Source organism: Craterilacuibacter sp., from assembly GCF_051659485.1.
In the GTDB taxonomy this organism is placed as follows: Bacteria; Pseudomonadota; Gammaproteobacteria; order Burkholderiales; family Chromobacteriaceae; genus Craterilacuibacter.
The window spans coordinates 1-4,147 of the sequence record NZ_JBOFOO010000329.1 but is presented as its reverse complement, the minus strand read 5'-3'; the positions used below and the strand labels follow the sequence as shown (position 1 = coordinate 4,147).

Genomic DNA, 4,147 nt, shown 5'->3' with positions numbered 1-4,147 from the left:
TGGAGGCCGAGTTGGCATTCGACCAGAAACTGGTGCGCGAGGCGGAAGCACTCAAGCGCAAGCCGCTGGTGGCCACGCTGGGCGCTGCCGATCTGCAAAACGTGATCGAACGCACCGCCAGCAGCCACCCTTTGTCCGGTCATTGGCAGCTGGCCGCCGAGGGCGAGCAGGGCGTGCGTATCAGTGGCGAGGTGCCGTTTGATGCCTGGCTGGGCTTTGCCGGCCAACTGGCTTTGCAGCAGGTGCGGGTGCAGCGCATGAAGGCCACGGCTTCTGCGGTGCCGGGCATGGTCAAGCTGGATGCGGTGCTGGTGCATGCCGGTGGTGTCGCATGAAGCGGCGCTGGAAAATACTGCTGGCCCTGCCTGTGGTGCTGGCTGGCGCCATTGCCGCGCTGCCTGCCAGCTGGCTGGGGGTGCCTTTAGCCCAGCTGACCCAGTCGCGCTGGGTATTGAGTGAGACTAGCGGCACCGTATGGTCGGGGCAGGGGCGGCCGGTATTCGTGGCCGAGGATGGCTCGGTGCTGGCGGCAAGCCGCATAGGCTGGCGCTTTGAATCGACTGCGCTGTTCAGGGGCGCGCTGGTTTGGACTTTGCAAACCGATGCCGGAGAAGGGGCGTTCCGTCTGACGCCGGATGGCTGGCAGCTGGACAAGGTTGCGCTGGCACTGCCGGTGGCGGCGCTCGCCGGTTTGTCCGATACCTGGCGTGCCGCCCGGCTGGGTGGTTTGCTGCAGCTGGATGTTGCCAGCCTGGGGCAGGTGAGCGAGGGCTTTAGCGGCAGTGCGCGCGTTAGCTGGCTGGGGGCATCATCGCCGCTGACGCGGCTGCAGCCTTTTGGCAGTTATGTGCTGAATGTCAGCGGCCAGGGCCCGGCGCTGGGCCTCGCTTTACAGACCTTGTCCGGGCCCTTGCAGATAGACGGGCAGGGGCAATGGCAGCCGGGGCGCCTGCCCGATTTCGGCGGATCGGCCAGTAGCGATGCTGAAAACTATGCGGCCTTGCGGCCTTTGATGCTGATGCTGGGGCTGCCTTCCGGCCCCTATTCGATAAACTGGCGGGCACAGTCCGGCGTTTGATGCTTGCGTATTGCGATGCAATATGGGTATGATGCACAGGTTTAACCAAACGGGACAAGCTTAAAGCTGGGTCCCGTTATCTACATAAAAACGATAAAGAATCTGCAACCATCATTCAGGAGCTAGCCTGTGTCTACCGTACCCGCAATTCTTGCCCTCGCTGACGGCACCGTCTTCAAGGGTACCGCGATCGGTGCAGTCGGCCATACTGTCGGCGAGGTGGTGTTTAATACCGCCATGACCGGTTATCAGGAAATTCTGACAGACCCGTCTTACACCAAACAAATTGTTACCCTGACTTATCCCCATATCGGTAATGTCGGCGCCAATTCGGAAGACGCCGAATCCGGCGCCGTTTTTGCATCCGGCCTGATCATCCGCGACCTGCCGCTGCTGCATAGCAACTTCCGCGCCGAGGTGTCGCTGTCCGACTACCTCAAAGCCAATAACACGGTTGCCATTGCCGATATCGATACCCGCAAACTCACCCGCATCCTGCGCGAAGGCGGGGCTCAGGCCGGCTGCATCATGGCCGGCGACATCGACGAGGCGCGTGCAATCGAACTGGCTAAGGGCTTCGGCTCGATGGCGGGCCAGGATCTGGCGCAGGTGGTCAGTTGCGAGGCCGCTTACAAGTGGACGACCCGCGAGTGGCGTCTGGGCGCAGGTTATACCGAGCAGACCGAGCCGCGTTATCACGTGGTGGCTTATGATTTCGGCGTCAAGCACAACATCCTGCGCATGCTGGCCGAACGTGGCTGCAAGCTGACGGTCGTGCCGGCCAAGACGCCTGCGTGCGATGTACTGGCGCTCAATCCTCATGGCGTATTTCTGTCCAACGGCCCGGGCGATCCCGAGCCTTGCGACTATGCCATCACCGCCATTCGCGAAATTCTGGAAACCCGCACTCCGGTATTCGGCATCTGCCTGGGGCACCAGCTCCTGGGTCTGGCTGCCGGCGGCAAGACCAGCAAGATGAAGTTCGGCCACCATGGCGCCAATCATCCGGTGCAGGATCTCGACTCCGGCCGGGTGATGATTACCAGCCAGAACCATGGTTTTCAGGTCGACGAGACCAGTCTGCCGGCCAATGTGCGCATTACCCACCGTTCGCTGTTTGACGGGACGGTACAGGGCATCGCACTGACCGACAGGCCGGCGTTCTCCTTCCAGGGGCACCCGGAGGCAAGCCCCGGGCCGAATGATGTCGCCTATCTGTTCGACCGCTTTATCACTGCGATGGACGAGCAGGCCTGAATGGCTGCAACAGGAGACTGAGATGCTGGGCATTACCGATCCGCTGACCTACCTTGTCGGGACGATTTTCATCATCCTGCTACCGGGGCCGAATTCGCTGTATGTGCTATCGGTTGCCGGCCAGAAGGGGATACGTGCCGGTTTTGCCGGCGCATGCGGAGTGTTTGTCGGTGATGCCATGCTGATGTGTGCCGCTGCCGGAGGCGCGGCCGGTCTGCTCAAGGCCTGGCCGCTGCTGTTTACCGTACTCAAGTACGCGGGCGGGGCATATCTGGCGTGGATAGGCGTGCACATGCTGATCGCTGCGGTCAAGTCGTGGCGGACACCCGTGGCGACCGGCGACAGCCCGGCGTTGGTGGTCGATGCCAGAAGCCCGTTCAGGCGTGCGCTGACCATCAGCCTGATGAATCCCAAGGCTATCTTGTTTTTCCTGTCGTTTTTTGTGCAGTTCGTCGACCCGGCCTATGCCTACCCCGTGCTGACTTTTGCCGCGCTGGGGGCGATCCTGCAGGTTTGCAGCATGACCTATCTGACCATACTGATTCTGGCCGGCAATCATCTGGCCGCCGCCTTTCGCGCCCGGCGCCGGTTGGCCAGTGCCGCCAGCGGTGGCGTAGGCGTCATGTTTCTGGGCTTCGGCGCCAAGCTGGCGACGGCCGGCCTCAACTGAATACTAAATAAAAATTCGAGAGCATCATGCCCAAGCGTAACGACATACAAAGCATTCTAATCATCGGCGCCGGTCCCATCGTCATCGGACAGGCGTGCGAGTTCGACTATTCCGGCGCACAGGCCTGCAAGGCGCTGCGTGAAGAAGGTTACAAGGTCATTCTGGTCAACTCCAACCCGGCCACCATCATGACCGACCCGGAAATGGCCGATGTGACTTATATCGAGCCTATCTCGTGGCAGGTGGTCGAGAAGATCATCGCCCGCGAGCGTCCGGATGCGATCCTGCCGACCATGGGTGGCCAGACTGCGCTGAACTGCGCGCTGGATCTGTCGCGCCACGGCGTGCTGGAAAAATACCAGGTCGAGTTGATCGGCGCATCCGAAGACGCGATCGACAAGGCCGAAGACCGCGGCCGTTTCAAGGAAGCCATGGCCAAGATCGGCCTGTCCTGCCCCTTGTCCTTCGTTTGCCATACCATGGAAGAGTCGCTGGCGGCACAGGTCGAGGTCGGCTATCCGACGCTGATCCGTCCTAGCTTCACCATGGGCGGCTCCGGTGGCGGCATCGCCTACAACAGGGAAGAATTCCTTGCCATTTGCGAACGTGGTTTCGAAGCCAGCCCGACGAACGAGTTGTTGATCGAACAGTCGGTTCTGGGCTGGAAAGAGTACGAGATGGAAGTGGTGCGTGACCGCGCCGATAACTGCATCATCATCTGCTCGATCGAGAACTTCGACCCGATGGGCGTGCATACCGGCGACTCGATTACCGTGGCACCAGCCCAGACCCTGACCGACAAGGAATACCAGATCATGCGTAACGCATCGATCGCGGTATTGCGCGAGATCGGTGTCGATACCGGTGGCTCCAATGTGCAGTTTGCGGTCAACCCGGACAACGGCGAGATGATCGTGATCGAGATGAATCCGCGTGTCTCGCGTTCATCGGCACTGGCCTCCAAGGCGACCGGCTTCCCGATTGCCAAGATTGCGGCCAAGCTGGCGGTGGGTTACACGCTGGACGAGCTGAAAAACGATATTACCGGCGGTGCGACCCCGGCCTCGTTCGAGCCGTCCATCGACTATGTCGTGACCAAGATTCCACGCTTTACCTTCGAGAAATTCCCGCTGGCCGATGAC

5 protein-coding genes are annotated in these 4,147 nt (G+C 61.0%); all 5 read left to right on the top strand.

Annotated features, from left to right (window positions below; genetic code table 11):
* Positions 1–335: type II secretion system protein GspM (gene gspM, locus ACRC1E_RS11395; protein WP_438515212.1), on the top strand; the 335-nt coding region annotated here is incomplete at its 5' end.
* Positions 332–1,078: a type II secretion system protein N gene (gene gspN / locus ACRC1E_RS11390; protein ID WP_438515211.1), complete on the top strand. Its 747-nt coding sequence runs from the start codon at positions 332–334 to the stop codon at positions 1,076–1,078. The genes gspM and gspN, both read left to right, overlap by 4 nt.
* Before the next feature lie 129 nt (positions 1,079–1,207).
* Positions 1,208–2,335, top strand: a complete 1,128-nt coding sequence (carA, locus tag ACRC1E_RS11385; protein ID WP_438515210.1) for a glutamine-hydrolyzing carbamoyl-phosphate synthase small subunit — start codon at positions 1,208–1,210, stop codon at positions 2,333–2,335.
* 22 nt (positions 2,336–2,357) lie between these two features.
* The gene (gene leuE / locus ACRC1E_RS11380; RefSeq protein WP_438515209.1) at positions 2,358–3,005 is read left to right on the top strand and encodes a leucine efflux protein LeuE; all 648 of its coding nucleotides are present in this window, start codon (positions 2,358–2,360) and stop codon (positions 3,003–3,005) included.
* A gap of 26 nt (positions 3,006–3,031) precedes the next feature.
* The coding region (carB, locus tag ACRC1E_RS11375; RefSeq protein ID WP_438515208.1) for a carbamoyl-phosphate synthase large subunit at positions 3,032–4,147 on the top strand (1,116 nt) is incomplete at its 3' end.